Annotated in this window: 20 protein-coding genes; 16 read left to right on the top strand and 4 right to left on the bottom strand. The window is 71.3% G+C overall.

Translation table 11 applies throughout. From position 1 onward, the window contains the following. Window positions 1–116 precede the first annotated feature (116 nt). From hutU to hutI, 4 genes are all read left to right on the top strand, one after another. A complete protein-coding gene (gene hutU / locus ACZ69Q_RS33160; RefSeq protein ID WP_471049096.1) occupies window positions 117–1,781 on the top strand; it encodes a urocanate hydratase in 1,665 nt (554 codons plus the stop codon). A gap of 128 nt (window positions 1,782–1,909) precedes the next feature. Beyond that, complete coding sequence (locus tag ACZ69Q_RS33155; protein ID WP_471049672.1) at window positions 1,910–3,112, top strand: allantoate amidohydrolase; 1,203 nt, start codon at window positions 1,910–1,912, stop codon at window positions 3,110–3,112. Continuing rightward, a complete protein-coding gene (locus ACZ69Q_RS33150) occupies window positions 3,109–4,446 on the top strand; it encodes a formimidoylglutamate deiminase (RefSeq protein WP_471049094.1) in 1,338 nt (445 codons plus the stop codon). Before ACZ69Q_RS33155 ends, ACZ69Q_RS33150 begins: the two co-directional genes overlap by 4 nt. Then, window positions 4,443–5,732, top strand: a complete 1,290-nt coding sequence (gene hutI, locus ACZ69Q_RS33145; RefSeq protein ID WP_471049092.1) for an imidazolonepropionase — start codon at window positions 4,443–4,445, stop codon at window positions 5,730–5,732. Before ACZ69Q_RS33150 ends, hutI begins: the two co-directional genes overlap by 4 nt. A 27-nt stretch (window positions 5,733–5,759) precedes the next feature. On the opposite strand, the gene ACZ69Q_RS33140 is transcribed toward hutI, so the two are convergent. After that, on the bottom strand, window positions 5,760–7,367 hold the full coding sequence (locus ACZ69Q_RS33140; RefSeq protein ID WP_471049090.1) for a ricin-type beta-trefoil lectin domain protein: 1,608 nt from the start codon (window positions 7,365–7,367) through the stop codon (window positions 5,760–5,762). Window positions 7,368–7,610: 243 nt separating this feature from the next. Then, entirely contained in the window at window positions 7,611–8,561 is a 951-nt protein-coding gene (locus tag ACZ69Q_RS33135) for an RNA polymerase sigma factor SigF (RefSeq protein WP_471049088.1), read from the bottom strand. 237 nt (window positions 8,562–8,798) lie between these two features. Here ACZ69Q_RS33135 and ACZ69Q_RS33130 point away from each other — a divergent pair, with 237 nt between their 5' ends. From ACZ69Q_RS33130 to ACZ69Q_RS33100, 7 genes are all read left to right on the top strand, one after another. Continuing rightward, the gene (locus ACZ69Q_RS33130) at window positions 8,799–9,185 is read left to right on the top strand and encodes an STAS domain-containing protein (RefSeq protein ID WP_471049087.1); all 387 of its coding nucleotides are present in this window, start codon (window positions 8,799–8,801) and stop codon (window positions 9,183–9,185) included. A gap of 235 nt (window positions 9,186–9,420) precedes the next feature. Beyond that, window positions 9,421–10,023 (top strand): ATP-binding protein, encoded by a 603-nt coding sequence (locus ACZ69Q_RS33125; protein WP_471049084.1) that lies wholly within the window; start codon window positions 9,421–9,423, stop codon window positions 10,021–10,023. A 352-nt stretch (window positions 10,024–10,375) separates the two neighbouring features. Then, window positions 10,376–11,644: a serine--tRNA ligase gene (serS, locus tag ACZ69Q_RS33120; RefSeq protein ID WP_471049082.1), complete on the top strand. Its 1,269-nt coding sequence runs from the start codon at window positions 10,376–10,378 to the stop codon at window positions 11,642–11,644. Window positions 11,645–11,778: 134 nt separating this feature from the next. Beyond that, entirely contained in the window at window positions 11,779–12,459 is a 681-nt protein-coding gene (locus ACZ69Q_RS33115) for an LPXTG cell wall anchor domain-containing protein (RefSeq protein WP_471049079.1), read from the top strand. Between the two features lie 31 nt (window positions 12,460–12,490). Beyond that, window positions 12,491–13,348: a COG1470 family protein gene (locus ACZ69Q_RS33110; protein ID WP_471049076.1), complete on the top strand. Its 858-nt coding sequence runs from the start codon at window positions 12,491–12,493 to the stop codon at window positions 13,346–13,348. 56 nt (window positions 13,349–13,404) lie between these two features. Next, window positions 13,405–14,430, top strand: a complete 1,026-nt coding sequence (locus ACZ69Q_RS33105; RefSeq protein ID WP_471049670.1) for a hypothetical protein — start codon at window positions 13,405–13,407, stop codon at window positions 14,428–14,430. Between the two features lie 62 nt (window positions 14,431–14,492). Next, the gene (locus ACZ69Q_RS33100) at window positions 14,493–15,809 is read left to right on the top strand and encodes a hypothetical protein (protein WP_471049667.1); all 1,317 of its coding nucleotides are present in this window, start codon (window positions 14,493–14,495) and stop codon (window positions 15,807–15,809) included. Between the two features lie 124 nt (window positions 15,810–15,933). Here ACZ69Q_RS33100 and ACZ69Q_RS33095 read toward each other — a convergent pair whose 3' ends face one another. Continuing rightward, window positions 15,934–17,430, bottom strand: coding sequence for an oligopeptide:H+ symporter (locus tag ACZ69Q_RS33095; RefSeq protein ID WP_471049074.1), 1,497 nt, complete (start codon window positions 17,428–17,430; stop codon window positions 15,934–15,936). A 517-nt stretch (window positions 17,431–17,947) separates the two neighbouring features. Here ACZ69Q_RS33095 and ACZ69Q_RS33090 point away from each other — a divergent pair. Further along, window positions 17,948–18,625, top strand: coding sequence for a response regulator transcription factor (locus tag ACZ69Q_RS33090; RefSeq protein ID WP_217205354.1), 678 nt, complete (start codon window positions 17,948–17,950; stop codon window positions 18,623–18,625). A gap of 76 nt (window positions 18,626–18,701) precedes the next feature. After that, window positions 18,702–19,970: an ATP-binding protein gene (locus ACZ69Q_RS33085; protein WP_471049070.1), complete on the top strand. Its 1,269-nt coding sequence runs from the start codon at window positions 18,702–18,704 to the stop codon at window positions 19,968–19,970. Between the two features lie 8 nt (window positions 19,971–19,978). On the opposite strand, the gene ACZ69Q_RS33080 is transcribed toward ACZ69Q_RS33085, so the two are convergent. Continuing rightward, window positions 19,979–20,539: a GtrA family protein gene (locus ACZ69Q_RS33080; protein ID WP_471049068.1), complete on the bottom strand. Its 561-nt coding sequence runs from the start codon at window positions 20,537–20,539 to the stop codon at window positions 19,979–19,981. Between the two features lie 154 nt (window positions 20,540–20,693). Between ACZ69Q_RS33080 and ACZ69Q_RS33075 the strand changes: the two genes are divergently transcribed. The 3 genes from ACZ69Q_RS33075 to ACZ69Q_RS33065 are packed head-to-tail and all read left to right on the top strand — an operon-like array spanning window position 20,694 to window position 23,559. Continuing rightward, complete coding sequence (locus ACZ69Q_RS33075) at window positions 20,694–21,833, top strand: 5-(carboxyamino)imidazole ribonucleotide synthase (protein WP_471049065.1); 1,140 nt, start codon at window positions 20,694–20,696, stop codon at window positions 21,831–21,833. Beyond that, window positions 21,830–22,369 carry a 5-(carboxyamino)imidazole ribonucleotide mutase gene (purE, locus tag ACZ69Q_RS33070; RefSeq protein ID WP_471049063.1) on the top strand — a complete coding sequence of 180 codons (540 nt, stop codon included), beginning with the start codon at window positions 21,830–21,832 and terminating at the stop codon, window positions 22,367–22,369. Before ACZ69Q_RS33075 ends, purE begins: the two co-directional genes overlap by 4 nt. A 5-nt stretch (window positions 22,370–22,374) precedes the next feature. Then, window positions 22,375–23,559 (top strand): dipeptidase, encoded by a 1,185-nt coding sequence (locus ACZ69Q_RS33065; protein WP_471049061.1) that lies wholly within the window; start codon window positions 22,375–22,377, stop codon window positions 23,557–23,559. Window positions 23,560–23,643 lie beyond the last annotated feature (84 nt).

Here is a 23,643-nt window from a genome sequence, read left to right as displayed (position 1 = left end):
ACACCCGGGAGACGGCAGTGCTGGCGCACCGATCTATTGACTAGTTCTATTCAGGAAGTCAGGATGTGAATATCCACCTCAACAGTCCGCAGTCACAGTCCGCTGGGAGGCAGACCATGTCAGGACCCCGCCCCGTCCGAGCGCCGCGCGGTACGGAACTGAGTGCCCTGGGATGGCAGCAGGAAGCCGCCCTGCGGATGCTCCAGAACAACCTCGACCCCGAGGTCGCCGAGCACCCCGACAAGCTCGTCGTCTACGGCGGCACCGGCAAGGCCGCCCGCGACTGGCGCTCCTTCGACGCCATGGTGCGCACGCTGAAGGGCCTCAAGCAGGACGAGACGATGCTCGTCCAGTCCGGCCGCCCCGTCGGCGTCATGCAGACCCACGAGTGGGCCCCGCGCGTCCTCATCGCCAACTCCAACCTCGTCGGCGACTGGGCCAACTGGGAGGAGTTCCGCCGCCTGGAGGCCCTCGGCCTGACCATGTACGGCCAGATGACGGCCGGCTCCTGGATCTACATCGGCACCCAGGGCATCCTCCAGGGCACCTACGAGACCTTCGCCGCCGTCGCCGCGAAGAAGTTCGGCGGCACCCTCGCCGGCACGATCACCCTGACCGCCGGCCTCGGCGGCATGGGCGGCGCCCAGCCGCTCGCCGTCACCATGAACGACGGCGTCGCCATCTGCATCGACTGCGACCCGCGCGCCATCGAGCGCCGCATCGAGCACCGCTACCTGGACGTGAAGGCCGACTCGCTGGAGCACGCCCTCCAGCTCGCCGTCGAGGCGCGCGACCAGCGCAAGCCGCTCTCCATCGGCCTCCTGGGCAACGCCGCCGAGCTGCTGCCCCGCATGCTTGCCGAGAGCGCCCCCATCGACATCGTGACCGACCAGACCTCGGCCCACGACCCGCTGGCCTACCTCCCCATCGGCATCGACTTCGACGACATGGCCGATGCGGCCGCCAAGGACCCGGCCGGCTTCACCACCCGGGCCCGCGAGGCGATGGCCAAGCACGTCGAGGCCATGGTCGGCTTCATGGACGCCGGCGCCGAGGTCTTCGACTACGGCAACTCCATCCGCGGCGAGGCCCAGCTCGCCGGCTACGACCGTGCCTTCGCCTTCCCCGGCTTCGTGCCGGCCTACATCCGCCCCCTTTTCTGCGAGGGCAAGGGCCCCTTCCGCTGGGCGGCCCTGTCCGGCGACCCGGCCGACATCGCCAAGACCGACAAGGCGATCCTCGACCTCTTCCCGGAGAACGAGTCCCTGGCCCGCTGGATCAAGATGGCCGGCGAGCGCGTGCACTTCCAGGGCCTGCCCGCGCGCATCTGCTGGCTCGGCTACGGCGAGCGCGACAAGGCCGGCGAGCGCTTCAACGACATGGTGGCGAGCGGTGAGCTGGCCGCGCCGCTCGCGATCGGCCGCGACCACCTGGACTGCGGTTCGGTGGCCTCCCCCTACCGCGAGACCGAGGCCATGCTCGACGGCTCGGACGCGATCGCCGACTGGCCGCTGCTGAACGCCATGGTCAACGTGGCCTCCGGCGCCTCCTGGGTGTCCATCCACCACGGCGGCGGCGTCGGCATGGGCCGCTCCATCCACGCCGGTCAGGTGACGGTGGCCGACGGCACGAAGCTCTCCGGCGAGAAGATCCGCCGGGTACTGACCAACGACCCCGGCATGGGCGTCATCCGGCACGTGGACGCGGGTTACGACATCGCGGAGTCGGTCGCCGGCGAGCGCGGCGTCCGGGTCCCGATGCGCGAAGGTGACGGCGCGTGACGCAGCACCAAGGCGAGCCGAGCGGCAGCCGTCCGGCGGGGCCCGAAGCCCCGTCGCCGTCTGCCGCTCCGGCCGGCGGGTCGCGGCCCGGCCGGACCGCGGTCGGCAGTCATACCTCCTTCCACGAGATGTGGCGCGACCTGCTCCCCATCGGCAGGCACCCCGACTCCCACGGCTACCGCCGCTTCGCCTGGTCCGGGGCGGACCTCGACTGCCGGGCCTGGTTCAAGGACCAGGCCGAGGCACGCGGGCTCGCCTACGAGGTCGACCGGAACGGCAACCAGTGGGCCTGGCTCGGTGACCCCGCCGCCGGGAACGCCGTCGTCACCGGATCGCACCTCGACTCCGTGCCGGACGGTGGCGCCTTCGACGGGCCGCTCGGCGTGGTGTCCTCCTTCGCCGCGCTCGACGAACTGCGCGGCCGGGGAGCGGACCTCGCGCGGCCCCTCGCCATCGTCAACTTCGGCGACGAGGAGGGCGCCCGCTTCGGGCTCGCCTGTGTCGGGTCCCGGCTCACCGCGGGACAGCTCACCGTCGAGGGCGCCCACAAGCTGACCGACGGCGACGGAGTGAGCCTGCCCCGCGCCATGGAGGCCGCCGGATACGACCCCGACTCCATCGGGGCCGACCCGGAGCGGCTCGACCGCATCGGCGCCTTCGTCGAGCTGCATGTCGAGCAGGGCCGGGCGCTGGACCTGTCCGGCGACCGGGTCGGCATCGCCAGCGCGATCTGGCCGCACGGCCGGTGGCGGTTCGACTTCCGGGGCGAGGCCAACCACGCGGGCACCACCCGTCTCGTGGACCGGCGCGACCCCATGCTGACGTATGCCGAGACGGTGCTCGCCGCCCGCCGCGAGGCCGAACTCGCCGGTGCCGTCGCCACCTTCGGCAAGATCGCCGTCGAACCGAACGGCGTCAACGCCATCCCCTCCCTGGTGCGCGGCTGGCTCGACTCCCGGGCCGAGGACCAGACGAGCCTCGACACCGTCGTCGGCGGCATCGAGAAGGCGGCCCGCGGTTACGCGGAGGCGCACGGCATCGAGCTCGACGTCGTCCGTGAGTCCTTCACGCCCGTCGTCGAGTTCGACCACGCCCTGCGTGACGAACTGGGCCGCATCCTGGGCAAGGACACCGACATCACCGTGCCCGTCCTGGGTACCGGGGCCGGACACGACGCCGGAATCCTCTCGGGGCGCATCCCGACCGCCATGCTGTTCGTACGCAACCCCACGGGCGTCTCGCACTCCCCGGCCGAGTTCGCCGCCGAGGACGACTGCGTGGCCGGGGTCCTCGCACTCGCCGACGTACTGGAAGGGCTGGCCCGCAGGTGACATCGAAGACCTACTGGCTCGAGCACGCCTGGCTCGACACCTACGTCGAGCCGGGCGTCGCCCTGGACGTGCGGGACGGGCGCATCGCCGCCGTCCGGACCGAGGTCCCCACCCCGCCCCCCGGCGCCGAGATCCTGCGCGGGCTCACGCTCCCCGGCCTGGCCAACGCCCACTCGCACGCCTTCCACCGCGCCCTGCGCGGCACCGTCCAGGTCGGCTCCGGCACCTTCTGGACCTGGCGCGAGGTCATGTACTCCGTCGCCGAGCGGCTGACCCCGCAGACCTATCACGCGCTCGCCCGAGCCGTGTACGCCGAGATGGCGCTGGCCGGCGTCACCTCGGTCGGCGAGTTCCACTACGTCCACCACGCGCCGGGCGGCACCCCCTACGCCGACCCCAACGCGATGGGCGAGGCCCTCATCGAGGCCGCCGCCGAAGCCGGTATCCGCATCACCCTCCTCGACACCGCCTACCTCTCCTCCGGCTTCGGGCAGCCCCCCACCACCCACCAGCTCCGCTTCTCCGACGGGGACGCCGACGCCTGGGCCGCACGCTCTTCACTTCTCAAGGAACGCGATCACGCACGGATCGGGGCAGCCGTCCACTCCGTACGGGCCGTGCCCGCCGACCAGTTGGAGACCGTGGCGCAGTGGGCCGAGGAGCGGCGGGCCCCGCTGCATGTGCACCTGTCCGAGCAGACCGCCGAGAACGAGGCGTGCCTGGAGGTCCACGGCTGCACCCCGACCCAGCTCCTCGCCCTGCACGGCGTCCTCGGGCCGCGCACCACCGGCGTCCACAACACCCACCTCACCGCCGAGGACATCTCCCTCATCGGCGGCAGCGGCACCGGCACCTGCATGTGCCCGACCACCGAGCGGGACCTCGCGGACGGCATCGGTCCGGCCGTCGCCCTCCAGAACGAGGGCTCACCGCTGTCCCTGGGCTCCGACAGCCACGCCGTGATCGACCTGCTCGAAGAGGCACGCGCGATGGAGCTCAACGAGCGCCTGCGCACCCGCACCCGAGGTCACTGGACGGCGGCGGCCCTGCTGCGGGCGGCCTCGGCCGACGGCCACGCGGCCCTCGGCTGGGACGAGGCGGGCACCCTGGAGGCCGGCGCGCTCGCCGACTTCACCACGATCGCGCTCGACTCGGTCAGGACGGCAGGGCCGCTTCCGCGGCTCGGGGCCGAGACGGCCGTATTCGCCGCGTCGGCATCAGACGTGTCGCATACGGTCGTGGCAGGTCGGCACGTCGTGCGGGACGGGGCCCACACCCTCGTACCGGATGTGCCGAAGGCCCTCGCGGACGCCGTCGCAGCCCTGCGCGGATGACCCCGGGCCGCCCGTCCGCGCGGCCCGCCTCCGCCCCCGAACCCACCGCCGACCAGGCAACCAAGGACGCCATGAGCAACGCGACGACCGTCAGCCCCGCCCACTCCGCGAGCACCGCAAGCACGCTCATCACCAACATCGCCGCCCTGGTCACCAACGACCCCTCCCTCGGTGACAATTCCCCCCTCGGACTGGTCCAGGACGCCGCGGTCGTCATCGAGGGCGACCGCGTCGTGTGGACCGGTGATCAAAGCAAAGCACCCGCCACTGACAATCGGGTCGACGCAGGTGGCAGGGCCGTCATCCCGGGCTTCGTGGACTCCCACTCGCACCTCGTCTTCGCGGGCGACCGCACGCAGGAGTTCAACGCCCGGATGTCGGGGCGGGCGTACAGCGCGGGCGGCATCCGCACCACGGTCGCCGCCACCCGGGCGGCGAGCGACGCGGAACTGGAAGCCAACCTCACCCGCTACCTCCACGAGGCCCTGCGCCAGGGCACCACCACCTTCGAGACCAAGTCCGGCTACGGCCTGACCGTCGAGGACGAGGCCCGCGCCCTGCGCCTCGCCGCCTCCCACACCGACGAGGTCACCTATCTCGGCGCCCACATCGTCTCGCCCGACTACGCCGAGGACCCGGCCTCCTACGTCGCCCTCGTCACCGGCGAGATGCTCGACGCCTGTGCCCCGTACGCCCGTTGGATCGACGTCTTCTGCGAGAAGGGCGCCTTCGACGGCGACCAGGCGCGCGCGATCCTCACCGCGGGCAAGGCCAAGGGCCTGCACCCGCGCGTCCACGCCAACCAGCTCTCCTACGGCCCCGGCGTGCAACTCGCCGTCGAGCTGGACGCCGCCAGCGCCGACCACTGCACCCACCTCACGGACGCGGACGTCGACGCCCTGGCCGGCGGCCGTACCGTCGCCACCCTGCTGCCCGGCGCCGAGTTCTCCACCCGCGCCGAGTGGCCCGACGCGCGTCGCCTCCTGGACGCGGGTGTCACCGTCGCCCTGTCCACCGACTGCAACCCAGGTTCGTCGTTCACCTCGTCCGTCCCGTTCTGCATCGCGCTCGCGGTACGGGACATGGGGATGACCCCGGACGAGGCGGTGTGGTCCGCCACGGCCGGCGGGGCCGCCGCCCTGCGCCGCGACGACATCGGCCGTCTCGCCCCGGGCGCCCGCGCCGACCTGCTCCTGCTCGACGCCCCGAGCCACGTCCACCTGGCCTACCGGCCGGGCGTGCCGCTGGTCAGCGGGGTGTGGCGGAGCGGCGTGCGCGAGGTCTGAGACCGCGCCGGCGCCGGGCCGTCCCGGTCACGACGCCCCCGCCCGCCAGCGCTGGGCGGTGCCCCCGCTCGCCGGCTCCAGCGACAGCCCGTCCCCGGAGCCGCCGTCCGGTGTCACGGCCGTCCCGAAGGCGATGGCGGGGCGGATCAGCCCGGCGCCGTCCACCACGAACATCAGGTTGCGCCCGTTGCGGCCGTCCACCGAGTCGCACGACCAGATGCCGACGCCCCGGTCCGTCGAACCCCGGCTGTCCAGGCAGAAGTCGGGATCGGCGGCCGACTGGAGCACACCGCGGTCCGCGTCCACCCGCCAGCGCTGGGTGTCGGACGACGTGCAGGACGCGGTGATCACGTCGGTGCCGTTGAAGAAGGCGCCGCCCACGTCCAGGCACAGCCCCGAGCCGACATTCACGACCTGGGCGTACGTGCCCCCGGGCGGGCGCGTGGGAGACGGCGTGGGCTTCGGGCGTGCCGTCTTCGTCGGGGTCGGACTCTTCGTCGGGGAGGGGGACTTGGAGCTCCGCGACGGTGACGGTGACGGAGAGGGCGACGTCGTCGTCGGCGTCGGCGAGACCGTCGCCGTCACGGTCACCGCGACCGGTGGCACCCGCACCGGGGTGCTCGCCGAACCCACCGGATCCTGCGCCGCCGATCCGCCCTGCGCCACCAGGAACGCCACCAGCGGCAGCAGCGCCACCCCCAGCGCGGCCGACACCAGCACGACCCGTCGGCGGTCCGGCGGCCCGTCTCCTTCCAGCATGCTCCGGCTCGCACGGCCGCGCCGCGCGGCGTGACCCTCGGCCGGCATCCCGGCCGACTCGCCCGCGCCGCCCGCCGCGTACCCCGTCCCACACCACGGCAGCAGCCCCTCCGCCAGTGCCGTGCGCGGGGTGTCCCGCAGCGCCGACAGCTCCTCGTACGCCGTCGTGCAGTGCGCGCAACGCGTCATGTGGGCGAGCAGGTCGGCGCTGTCGCGGGGGCTGTCCGGCCGTACGGACTCCTCGATGAGGCGGCCGAAGTCGGGGCAGTCGGGATCGTCGGAGGCTGCGAGGCGGGCGCGCAGGCAGGACCGGGCGAGCTGCTGGAGCGCCGGGTTCGTGCCGTAGGTGACGTCCTCGCGGGTGAGGCCGAGCAGGGCCGCGGTCCGCTCCGCCGGCTCCCGCTCGACGACGCCGTACCAGATCAGGCCCTGGACGCGCGGCGGCAGGGACTGGAACGCCGTGAGCATGGGCGGGACCGGACCGGCGGGGCCGGCCGCGTTCAGCACGAGCAGCAGCCCCGAGTCCAGGCCGGCCGCCCGCTCGTCCATCGCCCAGGTTCCGGCCAGCCGGGCGGTCAGCAGCAGGAGTTGGTGCCGCCAGGGGACGCCGGGGTCGATGCCGCGCGCCGTCTGACGGGCCGCCAGGGTGAATGCCTGGGCCGCCAACTGCCGTGCCATGGAGTCGTTCGGGGTGCACAGCCGGGCGTAGGCGAGGACCTGTGCGTGATGGCGGGTGCGCAGCTCCTGGAGCGCCTGATACGCGGTGGCCGTGTCGGCGCGCAGCAGTTCGGTGAGCCGTGCGTCGGACGCGCCCGCGTGGACCCCGTGCCCCAGTTCCTCACGGCCACGATCTCTGCCGTCGTCGGCCCGAGCCATTGCGCCGCCTCCTCGCAGCCTTGCGACCCGCTCGGAGTCCTGACCTACCGGCGGGTATGACGGCTCATAGTGGAGGAAGCCAGGCCGTGGGGAAAGGGTTTCTGTGGGTAACCCGTGAGCGGTAGGTGAAAGATCCGAACGCACTGTGCCCGGTGTCCTGCCGACAGGTTCGGCGGGGCACCGGGCACAGTGCAGGTCAGCGTGCGGGAGACGCCGCCCTGCGAGCAGTCGCCGGGCGAGCGGTCATTCCTCGAGCGTCAGTCCCTTTCTGAGCCTGATCAGAGTCCGCGACAGCAGTCGCGACACATGCATCTGGGAGATGCCGAGTTCCTCGCCGATCTCCGACTGCGTCAGGCCCGCGACGAACCTCAGGGAGAGGATCTTCCGGTCCCGGGGCGGGAGTTCGGCGATGAGGGGCTTGAGGGACTCGACGTACTCGATGCCCTCGATGCCGTGGTCCTCGTAGCCGATCCGGTCGGCCAGCGCGCCCTCGGCGTCGTCCTCCTCGGGCTGGGCGTCCAGCGAGGAGGCGGTGTACGCGTTCGACGCCGCCATGCCCTCGACGACCTCGTCGTTGGTCAGGCCCAGGCGCTCGGCCAGTTCCGCCACCGTCGGGGCGCGGTCGAGCTTCTGTGCCAGCTCGTCCCCGGCCTTGGCCAGGTCGAGCCGGAGTTCCTGAAGGCGGCGCGGCACCCGCACCGACCACGACGTGTCGCGGAAGAAGCGCTTGATCTCGCCGATGATCGTCGGCATCGCGAAGGTGGGGAACTCCACGCCGCGGCTGAGTTCGAAGCGGTCGATCGCCTTGATCAGGCCGATGGTGCCGACCTGGATGATGTCCTCCATCGGCTCGCTGCGCGAGCGGAAGCGGGAGGCGGCGAACTTGACCAGCGCGAGGTTGAGTTCGACGAGCGTGTTGCGGACGTACGAGTACTCGTGGGTCCCTTCCTCCAGCGACTCCAGCCGCTCGAAGAGGGTCTTGGACAGGGCCCGCGCGTCCACCGGCCCCACCTCGTCGTACGGGGGGATCTCCGGAAGGCCGGCGAGCGCGTCGTCCTGGTCGAAGTCGCCTTCGTGGACCACTGCGACAGATTCGCTGCCGCGCTCGGTGGGATCCGGGTGCTCCGGTTGGGATGCCGACGTCGCGCTCTGGGTATGCGATGCGTCGAGCCGGGGTGACATGATGTCCTCCATCGTTCTCGGCATATGGCTGCCGAAGCCTGTCGTGCACTGCGGTGTGCGGCGCCTCCAAGCCGGCCGAGTCGGTTACGTGTCTCTACTAGCCCTACCCGCTTTCCCGAGCCCACCGCAAGTGCGCTCTGGTCCGAAATGTCCGATTCTGTGTAGATGTTCGGGTGTTGGAGGGCGTAGGGAAGGCGTAGTGTTCGAAAGCGTCAGTCAGCAGCTACGACGTCGGGAGTGAGACACGGCATGGACCGCGGGACGGTCGGCAGCGCACAGTCTGGCCGACTTCTGGTCGAGGTGCGGGAAGAGGGCTCCAGCGCCGTCGTGACTCCGGTGGGTGAGTTGGATCACCACACCGCCGATTTGTTGCGTGAGCCACTCGAGGACTGCCTCGGCAAAGGCTTCAGCCGACTGGTCGTCGACTGCTCGCGGCTCGAGTTCTGTGACTCCACGGGGCTGAACGTGCTGCTGGGGGCGCGACTGAAAGCGGAGGCCGCCGGTGGTGGTGTGCACCTCGCGGGCATGCTGCCCGTGGTCGCGCGCGTGTTCGAGATCACGGGGGCCGAGGCGGTCTTCACGGTCCACGACTCGCTGGAAGACGCCCTGGCCGACGGGTCCGACGGCGGCGGCTGACGCCGCGCCTGCGTCACTGCATCAGACGTCACATCATTCGGCCCGAATACAGGGGTGTTCCCTCGGCCCGGTCGGGCAGGAGACACCCTGAACCTGTCGGCTGTGATGTCGGCCACCGGGGGTGGGGACTGTGACCGACGTATCAGACAAGGACGTGTACCGGCGTACTGACTCTGCGTACTGACTTGTGAATCGTGTGAATGTTGAACTGGTGAATCGGTGAGGTGAAGCGCTGATGAGCACCACCCGGCCTTTCTCGCCGGGCGACCGCGGCCCTGAGCCCAGCGGCGCTTCCGGAGCGTCCGAGGGGGGCGTGCCAGGGACGGGGGCCGCCGAGCGGGGCGCGTCGGCGGCGGGAGCGTCCGACGGGGGCGCTGTGCCGTCCTTGAGGCCCGAGGAGTCCCAGGCGTCCGCAGCGGTGTCCGCGGGGCGTCAGGTCCGCAGGCTGGACTTCACGGACCAGAGCGGGGTCGTCCCGCTGGCCCGTGACTTCGCCCGGCAGGCGTTGTACGCGTGGGGCTGGCTGCCCGCCGCCACCGCCGACCAGCGGGCCGCCGCCGAGGACGTACTGCTCGTCGTCTCCGAGCTGGTCACCAACGCCTGCCTGCACGCCGAGGGACCGTCCGAGATGTGGATCGCCTGCGACAACAAGGTGATCCGCATCGAGGTCTCCGACAAGGGCACCGGCCAGCCCGCCCCGCGCACCCCGCACCGCTCGGGGCGCCCGGGCGGCCACGGCATGTTCATCGTGCAGCGGCTGTGTCTGGACTGGGGCGTCGTGCGGACCCCCGGCGTCGCGGGCAAGACGGTGTGGGCGGAGCTGGGCGCACCGGCGTAGGGCACCCGTACGCGACACGGTGGAAAATCGGTTCCGCCCTGCCGGGACGCTGCTCTACGCTCCCTGCAACGCGCTGACGGAGACAAGTAGCCGGGTCCGCGAGCCGAGAGAGCCGCCCGTCGCTGTGAAGGCGGCCTCGCGTCCCTGGTGAATCCACTCCCGAGTGCGGGGAGGAAATGCCCCGCCGGCCGGCCCCCGTCATCGGGCCCGAACGAGATCGCCGGACGGCCCCCAGGGCGTCGTACGGCGGTGAAGGCGTGGTGGCACCGCGAGCAACCCTCTCGCCCACGCCCCGAGGGACCACCCCGGGGCGGGCCCTGCCGCTCCGGTCGACCGGACGGAGCAGAGCGCCATGCTCGACGTCACCCTCATCCGACAGCACCCCGACCAAATCCGCGCCGGCCTGCGCAAACGCGGCGTGGACGCCGACATCCCGGCCTTCCTCGCCCTCGACGCCGAGTTCCGCGAGGCCCGCGGCGCCGTGGAGCGGCTGCGCGGCGAGCGGCGCCGGATCTCGGCCGAGATCGCCGTACGACGCCGTGACGACGCCCCCGCGGACGGGCTGCGGGCCGAGGCCGGCGAGCTGGCCGCCCGGCTCACCGAGGCCGAGGCGGGCCTGGCCGGGCTCGCCGCCCGCCATCAGGAGTTCCTCGACGCCCTGCCCAACCTCCCCGACGAGGACGTGCCGGCCGGCGGCAAGGAGAACAACGAGGTCGTACGGGTCGTGGGGGAGCCGCCCGCCTTCGCCTTCCCGGCCCGCGACCACGTCCGGCTCGCCGAGGACCTGGGCCTGGTCGACTACCGGCGCGGCACGGCCCTGGCCGGGAACGGCCACTGGATCTACCGCGGCGACGGCGCCGCCCTGGAGTGGGCGCTGCTCAACCACTTCCTGGACGCCCACCGCCGGGCGGGCTACGAGTTCGTGCTGCCGCCGCATCTGCTGACGTACGAGGCCGGATACACGGCCGGGCAGTTCCCGAAGTTCGCCGACGAGGTCTACCGCGTGGACGACCGCTTCCTGCTGCCCACCGCCGAGACCGCCCTGGTCAACCTCCACCGCGGCGAGACCCTCGACGAGCGCGAGCTGCCGCGCCGGTACGTCGCCTACACGCCCTGTTACCGCAGGGAGAGCGGCAGCCACCGCACGGCGGAACGCGGGACGCTGCGGGGCCACCAGTTCAACAAGGTGGAGCTGTTCCAGTTCGCGAGGCCCGGGGAGTCGGAGGCCGCGCACCTCGAACTGCTCGCCCGCGCCGAGGAGCTGGTCGCCGGGCTCGGGCTGCACCACCGGGTCACCAGGCTCGCCGCCGGGGACACCAGCCCCGCGCAGGCCAAGACCTACGACGTGGAGGTCTGGCTGCCCAGCCTGGGTGCGTATGCCGAGGTCAGCTCGGTGTCGAACGCCCGTGAGTACCAGGCCCGGCGCGGCGGCATCCGGTACCGCCCGGCCGGCGGCGGCAAGGCGGCGTACGTCCACACCCTGAACGCCTCGGGCCTCGCCACCAGCCGGCTGGTGCCCGCGATCCTGGAGCAGCACCAGCGCGAGGACGGGACGGTGGCCGTGCCCGAGGTGCTGCGGCGGTGGGGGCTGCCCGAAGTGCTGGGCCCGGCCCGACCCTGAGTTACCAAGGGTTACCCCCTCCACTCGGTGCACGCCGGATCGCCACAACTCCGGTGTGCACCATCTCTTCCTTCCTCAAGTTCCCGGGCGTACCTTGACGGCCGATCTGATGTGCCGTCAGGAATGAGGGGACCGTGTCGAAGCAGAAGCGAACCGCCGCGCTCGCGACCGCCGCGGCCCTGGCCGGATCGGCGGTGCTGATGGCCGCCCCGGCGGCCAGGGCCGAGGTCGTCGACGTCAACTACGCCTGCAAGACGCCGATCGGCGACAAGAGCGCCGTCTCGCCCATCGACATCAAGGGCGTCAAGAGCGGCGGCGGCTACAAGATCACCATGTCGTGGCAGAAGGGCGTCTCGTCCAGCCCGGTCGAACTGGGCAAGGGTGCGATGAGCCCGAGCGCCACCATCAAGCTGGGAGGCGCCGACAGCGGCACCTTGAACGTGACCGGCCCGGCCAACCAGGAGGCCATTCCCGCCAACACTCCCATCAAGATCAATGACTTGACGGGCACGTACACCCCGAAGAAGACCGGCAAGGTCACCTTCACCGCGGGCATCCTCACCATCAAGGCCCTCGGCACGACCACCACGTGCACGCCGTCCAACAGCCCCGGGCCGTCGCTGAGCCTCGACGTCACGGCGGCGAGCGGCGGAGGCGGAGGCGGCGGAACCCCGAGCGGTTCCGGCGACGAGCTCCCGCAGACCGGCCCCGAGGACTCGGCGATCGCTCTCGGCACCCTGGGCGGCACGGTCCTGCTCGCGGGTGCGGCGGGCGCGCTGTGGCTGACCCGCAGGGGGCAGGCGGTACGCCGCTGAACGCCTCCGTTTGAGAGCGCTGGAGCCGCCGATGTCGTCAGCCGCCCGTGTCCTGTTCCTGTCCCTGCTGATTCCGTTCCTGCTGGCGGTGGCCCCCGCGGCGAGGGCTGCCGAGCCCTGGTCCGTCGGGCCTTTTGGGGGCGGCCGTCCGTCCTTCTACACCGAGGGCGAGCCCGGCTCGGTCCAGCAGGACACGGTGTCCGTGACGAACCGGGGCGCCGAGCCGGTCACCGTACGGCTGACCGGCAGCGGCGTGCCGATCGCCTTCGCCGAGAGCCGGGTGCGGATCCCGGCCCGCACCCGCGCCGAGGTCCCCTTCACGGTCACCGTCCCGACGGGCACGGCCCCCGGCGACCGCTCGGGCGAGATCGTCGCCCGGGACACCGGCGGCCGCGCGAAGAGCGTCCCGCTGCGTCTGCGCGTCACCGGCCCGGAGTTGTCCGCGCTGACCGTCGAGCAGGTGGCGGTGCGGGCCGACGGCATCACATACGTGCTGGTCAACAGGGGTACGACCGCTCTCACCCCGAGTCTCGCGGTGCACGCCGAAGGTGTCCTCGGCCGCCTCCTCGACCGCGCCCCGCGCACCCTGCCCGTCGACCTGCCCCCGGGCAGTCGCACCCGGCTCACCGAGCCCTGGCCCGACCGGCCCACGCTCGACGCGGTCGACGTGCGGCTGACGGTGACGGCGGCGGACGGAGCGGGTGACACCGCGCAGGTGTCGGTGCGGTTCGTGCCGTGGGGCGCGGTGGCGTGGGCCGCGGGGGTGCTCGCGGCGGCGGGCGCCCTCTTCGCCGTACGACGCCGAAGGCGCGGGCGGTCGAACGAAGGCGAGCCGGGAGAAGCCGAACGGCCATTGCAGCAGCCGGAGTTGACGGGAGCAGGGACGTGAGGGGCAGGGTGCGGATTCCGGCGCTGGTGACGGTACTGGCGCTGCTGTTGCTGCCGATGGCGGCCGTGAGCGCGTCGGCCGCCGACGACCCGCCCGCCGTGAAGCTGTCCAAGACGCAGGCGGGGACGGGCGGTTCGGTCACCGTGACCGGCAGCGGCTGGCGGCCGCGTGCGCTGCTGATGATCCTGATCTGCGGCCAGTCCGTGCCGTCGACCGGCGTGACCGGAGGCACCAACTCATGCGCCAACGCGGACGGCAGGGCCGTGACCACGGACCGCGAAGGGAGCTTCAGCCGCAAGCTGCCGGTCGCGGAGCCGCCCGTGCCGTGCCCGTGCGTGGTGCACGTGGCGACGGCGACCGGACCGAAGGCCGAGGCCGACGCGATCTTCCAGGTCGCCGGGCACGCGGTCGAGCCGCTGCCCGCGGAGCCGGCGGGCGGCCGGCTGTCGGTGCTCACGGACACCCGTCTGGACGGATCGAGCGGCCTGCTCACCTGGTTCGGCGCACCGCCGGCCCGCACGTTCGTGTTCACGGTCGGCAACGTCGGCACCTCCGCCGTCAAGAACCCGGTCTTCCAGGTCGGCACCGCCCACGGCGTGTTCGCCCCGCAGTGGGAGGAACAGCAGTGGCGCGGCACGATCCAGCCGGGCCGCAAGGCACGCATCGAGCTGCCGGTCGAGCTCGCCGCCGGGGCGCACGGCGACTACACGGTCTCCCTGAAGTACGGCGGCAAGGTGATGGCCGAGCAGCCCTGGGGCGTGGGCCGCCCCTGGGGCGTGACGCTGTTCTGGATCCTGGTCTGTCTGGTCGTACCGGCGGCGTTGTTCCGCGTCGGGATGGCGGTGGTGGACCGGGTACGGCCGCGGCAGTCGGCCCGCCGCCGGGGCCTGCGCCTGCCCGAAGTCGCGCTTCGTCTGCCGGGGTTGCGGCCCCGCGACGAGGCGAGGCACGCGGCCCCACCCTCTTCGGCCCTGCCGTGGTTCACCCCGGACAGCGATCCGGGCACGGCCGGTCGGCTCTCCGCACCGCACGACGACAGCCCGACGAGTCCTACGACTCCGACCAGGAAGGGACCCCCGTGAGCAAGCGAAGGAGAGTCACACCGGCCCGGCCCAGGAGAGCGAGTGCGGCCGGCGCCGCGCTGATGCTCGGCGGTGCGGGCGTCCTGCTCGGTGTGAGCGCCGGGACCGCCCAGGCGGCGGAGGTGGCGTACGCGACCGAGTGCATCCCGCCCGCCATCTCCGGGCTGCCGCCGGTGCAGGGCACGACGAAGGTGGAGATCACCGCGCCCGCCGAGGCGAAGGTCGGTGACGAGGTGGAGATCGTCTGGAAGTTCGTCCAGGCGGCGTCCAAGAACCCGAACATCCTCGACCTGGAGGCGAACACGGTCCAGCCGACCGGCACGCTGAAGGCGGCCGGCGCGCAGACCGGGGACATCGCCATGCAGGGCCCGCGGGAGAACCCGCCGATCCCCAAGAACACCGACATGAAGCTGTCCGACATGAAGGGCAAGCTGAAGCTCACGGCGCCGGGCGAGGTGACGCTGACGCCGGACGCGTACAACATCAACGTCAACAAGCCGATCTCCACGGACACCAAGTGCGCGCCGAAGGAGGCGGTGAAGCAGGCGGCGACGATCAAGGTGACGGACGGGGGCGGGAACTCGGGCGGCACGACGGGAGGTCTGCCGACGGTGATCCCGACGCTGCCGACGAGCGTGCCGACCGGCCTGCCCACCGGTTCCTCCAGCCCGACGCCGAGTGAGAGCGAGACGGGCGGGGACGACGGCGGTACCGACACCGGTGGCGGAACCGGGGGCGGTGGCGGCCAGACCGACTTCACCGGCAAGGAGGTCCAGGTCCCCTACGAGTGCAAGACGCCCATCGGCGACAAGAACGCGACCTCGCCGGTCCAGATCAACGCCAAGAAGAACGGCGAGAGCTTCGACCTGACGGTCCAGTTCAAGAAGTCGGTGATGGACAGCCCCGCCGACATCCCCAAGGACTCGGTCAAGCCGTCGATGGAGGTCGCCCTGGGCGGGGCCGACAAGGGCACGGTCCATGTCGAGGGTCCGACCAACTCCGAGGCCATCAAGTCGGGCGAACCGATCGAGATCCCCGACCTCACCGGCACCTACAAGCCGGGCGCGAGCGGCGAGTCGACCCTGTCGCCGGGAGTGCTGACGATCGAGGCCCTGGGTACGACGACGACTTGCACGCCGGCGAAGTCGGAGGTCTCCCTGACCCTGGACACGACCGAGCAGGCAAGCGGGGCGTCCGGCGGCGGTTCGGCCGGTGGTTCGGCGGGAGGCTCGGCAGGCGGCTCGTCGACGAACGGCGGGCTGGCGGCGACGGGCGCGGAGGAGCATGACGCTTTGAAGGCGCTGGGCCTGGTGGCGGGGACGGCACTCCTCCTAGGGGGAGCGGTGTTCACGTTCATGCCAAGGCGCAGGACGCGCTGAGATCTTCAGGGGCGCGGGGCTGTATCAATCTGCGGCTCCGCCGCGCGGGCGCACGGTAGGAAAACCGACGGAGCCGCCGCAACCCGGGGAGGTTGCAGCGGCCCCGTTCGGCTCAAGCCGCGCGCTAGCGCACGTCGCCCATGAGCGCCTTGACCTTCTTGCGGTACATCCACACGGCGGCACCGGCGAGGACGGCCAGCGTGGCCTCCAGAGCCACGATGTTCGTCTTGTTCAGGTCGACACCGGCGATGGAGAGCAGACCGGTCGTGGCGTCACCCGCGGTGACGGCCAGGAACCAGACGCCCATCATCTGCGAGGCGTACTTCGCGGGCGCCATCTTCGTCGTCACCGACAGACCCACCGGGGACAGCAGCAGCTCACCGACGGTCTGGACGAAGTAGATCGCCACCAGCCACATCGCGGCCGCCTTGTGACCGCCCTCGGCGATCGACAGCGGGGCCAGGAAGAGGAAGAAGGACGCGCCGACCAGGACCAGACCCGAGCCGAACTTCACGATCGTGCTCGGCTCCTTGCCGCGCCGGTTCAGCGCCAGCCAGAACCAGGCGAAGACCGGGGCCAGCGCCATGATCAGGACCGGGTTGACCGACTGGTACCAGGAGACCGGGAAGTCCCAGCCGAGGACGCTGTTCTCGGCGGAACCGTCGGCGAAGATCGACAGGGTCGAGCCGCCCTGGTCGTAGATCATCCAGAACACGGCCGCGGCCACGAAGAACCAGATGTACGCGGACATCTTGCCCTGCTCGGCACGGTCCAGGTCCTTGTCGCGCTTGATGCGGACCAGGACCATCGTCGGGATGATCACACCGAGCAGGGTCAGCGGGACCAGGACCCAGTTCAGCGTGTAGCTGCCGGAGAAGCCGACGATCGCGTAGAAGACGACCGCGATACCGGCCCAGATCGCTGCCTTGCGCAGCGTCGAGGACTTCTCCTCGGCCGACAGCGGCGTCGGGACGACGCTGGAGCGCTCCGCCAGGTGGCGGGAGCCGATCAGGAACTGGGCCAGACCCAGCGCCATGCCGAGTGCGGCGAGCGCGAAGCCCAGGTGCCAGTTGACGTTCTCACCGATGGTGCCGATGATCAGCGGCGCGGCGAAGGCACCGAGGTTGATGCCCATGTAGAAGACCGTGAAGCCACCGTCGCGGCGCGGGTCGGACGGGCCGTCGTAGAGGTGGCCGACCATCGTGGAGATGTTGGCCTTCAGCAGACCCGAGCCGATAGCCACCAGGCCGAGGCCGGCGTAGAACGTGCCGGAGGACGGCAGGGCCAGGGTGAGGTGGCCGAGCATGATGATGCCGCCGGCCACGGCGACGGTCTTGCGCGGGCCCCAGACCCGGTCGCCGAACCAGCCGCCGGGCATGGCGAGCAGGTACACCATCGACACGTAGACCGAGTAGATCGCGGTGGCCGTAGCCGGGTTGAGGTGCAGGCCGCCCGGAGCGACCAGGTACAGCGGGAGCAGTGCCCTCATGCCGTAGTAGGAGAAACGCTCCCACATCTCGGTCATGAAGAGAGTGGCCAGTCCGCGGGGGTGGCCGAAGAAGGTCTTCTCGGAGCCGGGGGTGCCCGGGCGGGCCGAGTCCTTCGTCAGGCTGGACGCCATGGTCGATCCTTGCTGGTCGGGACGCGCACCGACGTAGAAACGTTCACGCGCCCGGTGGGGGGCGGCCGGCACCGGCGGACAGGGCCGTCCGCCCCACGCCCAGGGACAGTCCGCTCCGGGTCACGGAGGGGAAGACGGCGACCGTCGGGATCCACGCCCCCGCCTTCGGGGGCCCGGCCACAGGTCATTCCAATCGGGACCGGTGAGCACCGGTCCCGCACACAAAAGAGACCCTCAGCGTCAAGTGCGCCGAAGGTCCCCGCAGTGCTGCGGGCGTTGATTCACCATACGTCAGGACAGTGCCTGAAATGGAAGGACTTGAGACAGGGATCACAGGTGTCGAGGGAACCGCAGGCACCCTTTCCAAGGTCTTTTGCAAGGCCCTTCCCAGGATCGCATCCCGGCGGCATAGGTCTGTACCACAGCAGCCGAAGGTAAGAGACACGCCCGGGACCGGTGAGAATCCGGGCGGGCGATCACTCTCCAGCTCTTGTCATGGGCGGACTACCATCACCTCATGACCCGAGTACTGCTCGCCGAGGACGACGCGTCCATTTCGGAGCCGCTGGCCCGCGCACTGCGCCGGGAAGGGTACGAGGTCGAGGTCCGTGAGGACGGCCCCACCGCGCTCGACGCCGGCATGCAGGGCGGCATCGACCTCGTCGTGCTGGACCTCGGCCTGCCCGGCATGGACGGCCTGGAGGTCGCCCGCCGGCTGCGTGCCGACGGTCACGCCGTGCCGATCCTCATCCTCACCGCGCGCGCCGACGAGGTGGACACCGTGGTCGGCCTGGACGCGGGTGCCGACGACTACGTCACCAAGCCGTTCCGGCTCGCCGAACTGCTCGCCCGGGTCCGGGCCCTGCTGCGGCGCGGGGCGGCCGAGCCGCAGCAGCCGCCGGCCACCCACGGCGTACGGATCGACGTCGAGTCGCACCGGGCGTGGATGGGCGACGAGGAGCTCCAGCTCACGGCGAAGGAGTTCGACCTGCTGCGGGTGCTGGTGCGCGACGCCGGCCGGGTGGTGACCCGGGACCAGCTCATGCGCGAGGTCTGGGACACGACCTGGTGGTCGTCGACCAAGACGCTCGACATGCACATCTCCTGGCTGCGCAAGAAGCTGGGCGACGACGCGGCCAACCCCCGCTACATCGCGACGGTGCGAGGCGTGGGCTTCCGTTTCGAGAAGAGCTGAGTCCGGTCCCGGCGCCGAGGCCGTACGGGCGAGCCCGCCGTACCGGTATCCAGGCCGTACAGGTAAGTAGCAGGACATGCGTCGTCGACTGATCCAGTCCACCCTCGCCGTCGTTCTCGTCGTGATCGCCGTGTTCGGCGTGTCGCTCGTGATCGTCGAGACGCGGACGATCACCAACACCGCTCAGGAGCGGGTGGACACCGAGGCGGTCCGGCTCGCCAGCATCGTGGACAGCCGGCTGCTCGGGGACGAGAGCGTGGACGCCACGGTGCTGCGGGACCAGATCCAGGGGGACCGCTACGCCGAGATCCGGATCCCGCAGCATCCGGTGATCGAGGTCGGCACCAAGCCGACCGGCGACGTCATCAGCGCCACGGAGACCGGCGAGGAGGGCGAGACGGTCACCGTGCAGGAGCCGCGCTCGTCGGTGACGCGGGAGGTCGGCCGCACGCTGCTGATCATCGGGGCCGTCGCCCTGCTCGCGGTGATCGCGGCGGTGCTGCTCGCGGTGCGCCAGGCGAACCGGCTGGCCTCGCCGCTCACCGACCTCGCGGAGACGGCCGAACGCCTCGGCTCGGGCGACCCCCGGCCGCGGCACAAGCGCTACGGCGTGCCCGAGCTGGACCGGGTGGCGGACGTGCTGGACTCCTCGGCCGAGCGCATCGCGCGCATGCTGACGGCGGAGCGGCGCCTGGCCGCCGACGCCTCGCACCAACTGCGCACCCCGCTCACCGCGCTCTCCATGCGCCTGGAGGAGATCACCCTCACCGACGATCCCGACACGGTGAAGGACGAGGCGACCATCGCGTTGACGCAGGTGGAGCGGCTGACGGACGTCGTCCAGCGCCTCCTGACCAACTCCCGCGACCCGCGCACCGGCTCCGCCGTCACCTTCGACCTCGACGAGGTCATCCAGCAGCAGCTCGCCGAGTGGCGCCCCGCCTATCGCAGCGCGGGCCGGGCCATCGTCAGCTCCGGCAAGCGGCACCTCCAGGCGGTCGGCACCCCGGGCGCCGTCGCCCAGGTCCTCGCGGCCCTGATCGAGAACTCGCTCATGCACGGCGGCGGCACCGTGGCGCTGCGCACCCGGGTGACCGGCAACCAGGCGGTCATCGAGGTCACGGACGAGGGCCCCGGCGTCCCCGCCGACCTCGGCGCCCGCATCTTCGAGCGCGCGATCAGCGGCCGCAACTCCACGGGCATCGGCCTCGCGGTGGCCCGGGACCTGGCCGAGGCGGACGGCGGCCGACTGGAGATGCTCCAGGCGAAACCCCCGGTCATCGCCCTGTTCCTGTCCCGCACCCCCCCGAAGAAGCCGCAGACCTCGGGGCAGACGGTCAGGTAGAGGCCTGTTCAGCCCACGCGCTGGCCGACCCGGCGCTCCGGCGCCGCAGGCCCTCGCGGGGGCTCCAGGAACGATTCGGCGGACGATGCCGGCTCCTCCGTCGGCAGCGCACGGAACACCCACGTGCGGTACGACCAGAAGCGGAACAGCGTCGCGATGCCGATGCCGAGGAACTTGAAGATGTTGCTCTGCAGCGGGCTGTCCCAGCCGAAGCCGTACGTCGCCGCGTACAGGACACCGTTCTCGATCACCAGGCCGACCACGCTGAACAGCAGGAACAGGGTCAGTTCCTTGGTGCGGCGGCTCTTGTCGCGATCCCGGTAGGTGAAGTACCGGAAGCCGATGTAGTTGAAGATGATCGCGACGACCGTCGCGATGACGCTCGCGCGCACGACCTGGAGGTCGGTCACATGCCGCACCAGGTTGAACACGAGGAGGTTGACGAGCAGCCCCGCGCCACCCACCGCACCGAACTTCGCGACCTCACGCACCAGCCGATCGAAGCGCTGCCGCACGGATTTTCCGGATACCGGAGGCGACGTATGAAGCCCCGAGGAACCACGTCCCATGGTTGTGAAGGCTCCCTGTCGGTCGGTTTCGTCAACTCAGCCATGCTAACCACCCCCCTTCGCGATTTGCCTGTGGGTGAGCTCATACGTCGGGGAAGAGACCCGCAAAAGTCCGGTAAGAGGGTCGCCCCGCGGCGGCCGATACCCTAGGGGCGTGACGTTCCCGGTAGTCGGCATGGTCGGCGGGGGCCAGCTCGCGCGTATGACACACGAGTCAGGCATCCCGCTGGGCATCAGGTTCAAGCTTCTCAGTGACACCCCGCAGGATTCCGCTGCGCAGGTCGTCAGCGATGTCGTCATCGGCGACTATCGCGACCTCGACACGCTGCGCGAGTTCGCCCGCGGGTGCGATGTGATCACCTTCGATCACGAACATGTGCCCACCGAGCACCTCAGGGCCCTGGAGGCGGACGGCATCCCCGTCCGCCCGGGCCCCGACGCGCTCGTGCACGCCCAGGACAAGGGAGTGATGCGCGCGCGGCTCGATGCGATCGGTGTGCCGTGCCCGCGGCACCGCATCGTGAGCGACCCACAGGACGTCGCCGCGTTCGCGGCCGAGGGCGACGGCTTCCCGGTCGTCCTGAAGACGGTCCGCGGCGGCTACGACGGCAAGGGCGTCTGGGTCGTGGACAGCGTGGCCGAGGCGGAGGACCCCTTCCGCGCCGGCGTGCCCGTCCTCGCCGAGGAGAAGGTCGACTACGTCCGCGAGCTCGCCGCCAACGTCGTACGGTCGCCGCACGGCCAGGCCGTCGCGTACCCGGTGGTCGAGTCCCAGCAGGTGAACGGCGTCTGCGACACCGTGATCGCCCCGGCGCCCGACCTCGACGAGGCCCTCGCGCTCAAGGCCGAGGAGATGGCCCTGACCATCGCCAAGGAACTCGGCGTCGTCGGCCACCTCGCGGTCGAGCTGTTCCAGACCCGCGACGGCCGCATCCTCGTCAACGAGCTCGCGATGCGCCCCCACAACTCGGGCCACTGGAGCCAGGACGGCGCCATCACCTCGCAGTTCGCCAACCACGTCCGGGCCGTCCTCGACCTCCCCCTCGGAGACCCGCGCCCGCGCGCCAGGTGGACGGTCATGGTCAACGTCCTCGGCGGCGACTACCCGGACATGTACTCCGCGTACCTGCACTGCATGGCCCGCGACCCCCAGCTCAAGATCCACATGTACGGCAAGGACGTGAAGCCCGGCCGCAAGGTCGGTCATGTCAACACCTACGGCGACGACCTGGACGACGTGCTGGAGCGCGCACGTCACGCAGCCGGCTACCTGAAGGGCACGATCACCGAATGAGTTCCGCTGCCGGCCCCGTCGTGGGCATCGTCATGGGGTCCGACTCCGACTGGCCCGTCATGGAGGCCGCCGCCCAGGCCCTCGACGAGTTCGAGATCGACTACGAGGTCGACGTCGTCTCCGCGCACCGCATGCCGCGCGAGATGGTCACCTACGGCGAGCAGGCGGCCGAGCGCGGGCTGAAGGTGATCATCGCCGGTGCCGGGGGCGCCGCCCACCTGCCCGGCATGCTCGCCTCGGTGACCCCGCTGCCGGTGATCGGCGTGCCCGTCCCGCTGAAGTACCTCGACGGCATGGACTCCCTGCTCTCCATCGTGCAGATGCCGGCCGGCGTGCCCGTGGCCACCGTCTCGGTCGCCGGCGCGCGCAACGCGGGTCTGCTCGCCGCCCGCATCCTCGCCGCCCACGACGAAGACCTGCTCCAGCGGATGCGCGACTTCCAGCAGGACCTGAACGACCAGGCCACCGAGAAGGGCAAGCGCCTGCGCGCCAAGGTCGAGGGAGCGGGCGGGTTCGGCTTCGGCACGGGGAAGTGACGCCGATGACCTCCCTGGAGACAGCCCGGGAGCTGCTGCGCGAGTTCCCCGTCGTCGACGGCCACAACGACCTCCCCTGGGCGCTGCGCGAACAGGTCCGCTACGACCTCGACGCCCGCGACATCGGCGGCGACCAGGCCGCCCATCTGCACACCGACATCCCCCGCCTGCGTGGCGGCGGGGTCGGCGCGCAGTACTGGTCGGTGTACGTCCGCTCGGACTACGCCGGCGACAAGGCGGTCAGCGCCACCCTCGAACAGATCGACTGCGTACGGCAGTTGCTGGCGCGTTATCCGCACGACCTGCGTCCGGCGCTGACGGCGGCGGACATGGAGGCCGCCCGCGCCGAGGGCCGTATCGCCTCCCTGATGGGCGCGGAGGGCGGCCACTCGATCGCCAACTCCCTCGCCACACTGCGCGCGCTGTACGCGCTCGGCGTCCGCTACATGACGCTCACGCACAACGACAACATCGCGTGGGCGGACTCGGCGACGGACGAGCCCGGCGTGGGCGGCCTGTCCGCCTTCGGCCGCGAGGTCGTGCGGGAGATGAACCGCGAGGGCATGCTGGTCGACCTCTCGCACGTGGCGGCCACGACCATGCGCGACGCGCTGGACGCCTCCGCCGCCCCGGTGATCTTCTCCCACTCCTCCTCCCGTGCCGTGTGCGACCACCCGCGCAACATCCCGGACGACGTGCTGGAGCGCCTGCCCGGCAACGGCGGCGTCGCGATGGTGACGTTCGTGCCGAAGTTCGTGCTCCAGGCGGCGGTCGACTGGACCGTCGCGGCCGACGAGAACATGCGCGCCCACGGCTTCCACCACCTCGACACGACCGCCGAGGCGATGAAGGTGCACCGCGCCTTCGAGGAGACCAATCCGCGTCCGATCGCCACGGTGTCCACGGTCGCCGACCATCTGGACCACATGCGCGAGGTCGTCGGCGTCGACCACCTCGGCATCGGCGGCGACTACGACGGCACGGCGTTCACCCCGGACGGCCTGAACGACGTCTCCGGCTACCCCAACCTCATCGCCGAGCTGCTGGACCGCGGCTGGTCGAAGCCCGACCTGGCCAAGCTGACCTGGCAGAACGCGGTACGGGTACTGGGCGCGGCGGAGGACGTGGCCCGCGACCTTCAGACGACGCGGGGTCCGTCCAACGCGACCATCGAGGCACTGGACGGCTGACGTACCCCCGAACGCCCCGTCCACCAGGAAGGCTTCGCGGGTCCGTGCGACGGTGAACCGTACTGCTGATCAGTACGTCGTTCA

This window comes from Streptomyces sp. NPDC036764, from assembly GCF_055609385.1.
Note: the sequence above shows the minus strand (reverse complement) of the source record. Positions and strands in the feature narration are given on the sequence as shown.